Genomic DNA, 4,253 nt, shown 5'->3' on the forward strand with positions numbered 1-4,253 from the left:
AACCATCATCTACAGGTGATGACCGATCGGTACCTGCTTCAACCTGACCCTTCACTTCCTCTTGATCTTGCGGTCCTCGATACCTGGCAGGCTGGAGATGTCAGAAGCACGAGGAACCTATCAGGAGGAGAACGGTTTATTATAAGTCTTGCCCTAGCCCTTGGCCTTGCAGGAATGGTGAGCAAACATGTCAGGGTTGACTCCCTCTTCCTGGATGAAGGATTCGGAACCCTGGATGATGAATCTCTGGATACCGCTCTCGGGGCTTTATCAGGGCTGCAGCAACAGGGAAAACTGATCGGGATCATCTCTCATGTTCCTGCTATTAAAGAGCGGATATCAACCCGCATTCTGGTTGAAAAGCGAAGTCATGGAAGAAGTGTGATCGTTGCACCCGGATGCAGAAAGGTGAGTTGATCGGAGCATTAACTTACCTTTCTGCTGGATATCTTGTGATGAATAGCGGGAGATTACTCATTGGTGTGATGCCTGAGTTTCATGATATCGCGGTACGGAACGACCCCTATGATCTTTCCATCCGGGTCGGTAACCGGCAGTGCCCTGAAATCATACCGGGTAAACTCTTCTGCAGCTTCTTTGAGCGTGCTCTCGGTTGTCAGGGTTATCATCTCATACACCATGATGTCTATAAGATTGGCGTCATCATCTGCCTGTAGTAACTCTTTGATATCAACAATACCACGGAGGATATCGGAGTCATCGACGATATAGAGGTACATGATGACATCTTTATCCCGTGCCAGCCTGGGGTATTCATCCCTGACTGTTTCTACTCTTGCATCAGGAGGGAGCATGATGAACCGGGTTGTGGTATAATCCAGGATGTTCTCCTCTGATTTTTCAAGGATGGACCTGACTTTTTTTGCCTTTTCTGCGGTCATGGTATCAAGGATATCCCTGGCCTCATCATACGGAATCCCTTCAAGTACATCTGCAGCCTGACCGGGAGTCATCTCGTTGATGACCGCAACTGCCTTCTCACGGGTCAGTACCGATACGATCTCACGCTGAATCGGGGGAGCGATCTCCTCGAGTGTGTCTGATGCCATACTGGTATCCAGTTCTGAAAATACCACGACCCGCTGATCCTGGTCCATATCTTCAATGATATCCGCAAGATCCACCGGGTGCATCCGGGAGAGACTCTTTTTCAGTGACTTGATATTGAACCCCCGCTTTTCTTCTCCTGGTGACGGGGGAAGGAGTTGAATATCATTCCAGGGAATCGTTGAGACCTCTTCCTCATTTCCACTCTGGATAAATTTTGCCAGCCACTGTAATCCGTACCTGCGGAGATTGTTGAGATTGCTGAAATCAACCTCAAATACGAGAAGTTTGTTGAACATGTTGATGATCAGGTGGAGATCATGCACCATCTTGATCTCATGATCCTTGAGATCAATCACCTTCTTATTCAGAATATATTCCTGGAGTCTGATCGCTCCCTCTGCCGGTTTGTGCTCATAGGGTGATAGGAAATCTGACACAACCGCTATGGTACTTTCATGAATAGAGAGCACTTTTTCCCAAGGGATAATGAGTGGAGCCTCTCTTCCCCGCTGGTTTACAACAAAATGAGTTACTTCAGGACAACGTAATGTCTCGATGATGAGGAGATCCTGTAGTTTTCCAATCTTCTTTCCATTGGCTGTAACCTTTTTGGAGAGGAGTTCAGTAAAGTATATGGAGACATTAATCGGTCTGGATATCGGTTCTCCTTCGATCATAACAGTGTCCGGTTTGGTTATATGAGATTGGTAACCTGATTACATAAGGGGTGGTATCGGTGTTGACAGGTGGTTCAGAGGATCATGTCCCCGTTCTCCCTGGTCTGAATTCTGATTGCTTCATCAACCGGGATGATGAATATTTTCCCATCTCCAATATTTCCGGTATGCGAACTCTCGCACAGAATATCGGCAATATCCTGGACAATCTTATCGTCCACGACCTCTCAACCTTTATTTTGGGCATGAAGTCATAGAGTGACTCGACGTTATACTGACTGACCTCTTTTGTCGTCCCACGATACCATATGTCATAATTGATCATGGAACCATGTCCAAAAGCTTTCAGGGCATTGCGGACGTTGGTTATCTTTTCAACTCTTGCAAACGCTTCTACCTTTTTCACACGGATGTATTGTGCCCCTATGAAATTATTGGTTTTGACTGTAATCTCTATTTATATTCCGGATCTCTGATGTTTGTGAGAAATCTATTCAAACCCGGTTTCAGACAACTGGAACATCAGATCTCTCCACGTAACCATTTAGGTAATGATGATTATCAGAAAAGAAAGGACTTGGTCACTGGTGTTCATCTCCCTGATAGGGCCACACACCAGTCAGGCAGTTTATAACAGGGACTGCTAGTCCCAATCCGGAGGCGGTGTGCTTGAAAAGAAAAGGTCTGGATGCTGTACGGCAGTGCCATGGACAGAAGAGTCGGCTGGCATGACCTTTGCTCTGTTGGGATGAGTGATAGAAGTTATGGATGGAAAATCCGGGGTGACATGTCATCTCTATTGCTATCCGATATCCCCAAGATTATTTTACCAATCTCATAGAAACGATTTTTTAATCTCGTCAGGTTCGCTTCCTTGTACAACCGACCAATGAGTCCGCTTATGAGTGAGATAAGTGCCAGTGCCATAGTCCGGGGATCTGCATTTCTATCTTGCCATCCTGGAGTGATGTTCTGGTTCATTGTGGGGCAGAGATAAGAAGAACTGGCACTTTGCAATGGTGTTGCTCATGGTGCTCGGGATGACCCGGATTGACGGAGTTGCTGCGGCACGGAATGCAGAAGCAGTACCTGAGGGTTTGAACCAGCAGGATCTCATCCAATGGTGTGAAACCAGGTTATTAGAGAAGGACGATATAGGAGAGGTCAGAAATCCTGAGTAATGCAGATACTGATCATCCTTGCTCACCCGGATCCCTCAAGTCTGAATCATGCAATAGCAGCTGCGGTCCGTCAACGACTGGAAGAAGAAGGGCACAGTATCTGGTTTCATGATCTGTACGCTGAACAGTTCGATCCTCTTCTTCCCGCTGGAGAGATACCACGTGATGTAAGGTTGGATCCGGTAATCTTCCGCCATTGTCGTGAACTGAGTGATGCTGATGGGATTGTCATCATCCATCCAAACTGGTGGGGGCAGCCCCCGGCGATTCTTACCGGCTGGATAGACCGGGTTATTCGTCCCGGGCTTGCCTACCGGTTTGTGGGTGATGATTCAGGAGAAGGGGTGCCGGAAGGGCTTCTCAGGATTCAGGCTGCTCTGGTGATCAATACCTCTAACACCCGTGAAGATCGGGAGAACCTGGTATTTGGCGATCCTCTCGAACGGATATGGCGTGACTGTGTCTTTGGTCTGTGCGGGGTTACGAATGTCACCCGGGAGATCCTCAGGATCGTGGTGACCAGCACGCCGGAACTACGGAGAAGATGGATTGCTGAGATGGGTGATCTTGCGGCCCGGATCTTCCCCGGGATCCCATGATCAGACGGGATTAAACTGTATACAGTAAATTTTCCGCTGTATCGGTTGATACTCTCAATAAAGAACTGATCTCATACTTCTGAAAAATGAGGGGTGATGCGAATCATCCGAACCTGTTATTCTGATCCGGTGCTTTCCTTTGGTGCAGCCGGAATGGCCTGCAGGTACATCCGGAAGTACTCTTCGAACCAGTCTGCCTTTTCAAGCCCTCCAAGTTCAATCGGGGATGCCCATCTGTACTCCTCGTGTTCACTGCTTATAGCAAGACCCCCGCTCATCATTGAGCCGATCATGACCAGGTGGACAACCCGCCACTCTTCGGTCTCTTGCATCGCTGTCCCTGCAGCGGTATGAATCACTACCTGAAATCCGGTTTCTTCGAGAACTTCACGCTTTAATGCGGCATCAAACGCTTCATCTTTGTCTATCTTCCCTCCCGGGAGTTCCCACTTCCCAGGGTTGGTTCTTGATGATTTTGAGCGTTTCAGCACGAGGATGTGTCCGTGCTGATCAAACAGGACGATCCTTACTGAAAGGGCGAATGGTTTGGAAGTCATATTACAAGATCACCTATCGGGATTGATAATCATTGCGGATTACAAGGCCCGTGGGAACGAAAAAAGGATGATGATACCTGATGAGCAGACCTGATTACCAGAGACCTGAATAGGCACCCTTGTTGGTATAACTCTGGGTATACGGATCCCAGGATCCCAGATCTTCAC

The 4,253-nt window shown here is 47.9% G+C and carries 6 protein-coding genes; 3 read left to right on the forward strand and 3 right to left on the reverse strand.

Annotated elements, in window-relative coordinates; translation table 11 throughout:
* Window positions 1-417, forward strand: a 417-nt coding sequence (locus tag LUQ50_RS00265; protein ID WP_300034377.1) for an SbcC/MukB-like Walker B domain-containing protein, incomplete at its 5' end; no start/stop codon positions are given.
* A gap of 53 nt (window positions 418-470) precedes the next feature.
* On the opposite strand, the gene LUQ50_RS00270 is transcribed toward LUQ50_RS00265, so the two are convergent.
* Together LUQ50_RS00270 and LUQ50_RS00275 are read right to left on the reverse strand one after the other, a co-directional pair.
* Window positions 471-1,748 carry a CBS domain-containing protein gene (locus LUQ50_RS00270; RefSeq protein ID WP_300034380.1) on the reverse strand — a complete coding sequence of 426 codons (1,278 nt, stop codon included), beginning with the start codon at window positions 1,746-1,748 and terminating at the stop codon, window positions 471-473.
* 74 nt (window positions 1,749-1,822) lie between these two features.
* Window positions 1,823-1,969: a P-II family nitrogen regulator gene (locus LUQ50_RS00275; RefSeq protein WP_300034383.1), complete on the reverse strand. Its 147-nt coding sequence runs from the start codon at window positions 1,967-1,969 to the stop codon at window positions 1,823-1,825.
* A gap of 759 nt (window positions 1,970-2,728) precedes the next feature.
* Here LUQ50_RS00275 and LUQ50_RS00280 point away from each other — a divergent pair.
* Complete coding sequence (locus tag LUQ50_RS00280; RefSeq protein ID WP_300034386.1) at window positions 2,729-2,929, forward strand: hypothetical protein; 201 nt, start codon at window positions 2,729-2,731, stop codon at window positions 2,927-2,929.
* The gene (locus tag LUQ50_RS00285) at window positions 2,929-3,528 is read left to right on the forward strand and encodes an NAD(P)H-dependent oxidoreductase (protein WP_300034389.1); all 600 of its coding nucleotides are present in this window, start codon (window positions 2,929-2,931) and stop codon (window positions 3,526-3,528) included. The genes LUQ50_RS00280 and LUQ50_RS00285 overlap by 1 nt, the downstream gene beginning before the upstream one ends.
* Window positions 3,529-3,644: 116 nt before the next feature.
* On the opposite strand, the gene LUQ50_RS00290 is transcribed toward LUQ50_RS00285, so the two are convergent.
* Entirely contained in the window at window positions 3,645-4,085 is a 441-nt protein-coding gene (locus tag LUQ50_RS00290; RefSeq protein WP_300034392.1) for an NUDIX domain-containing protein, read from the reverse strand.
* Window positions 4,086-4,253: the final 168 nt, after the last annotated feature.

It is taken from the genome of Methanospirillum sp., assembly GCF_028679455.1.
GTDB lineage: Archaea > Halobacteriota > Methanomicrobia > Methanomicrobiales > Methanospirillaceae > Methanospirillum.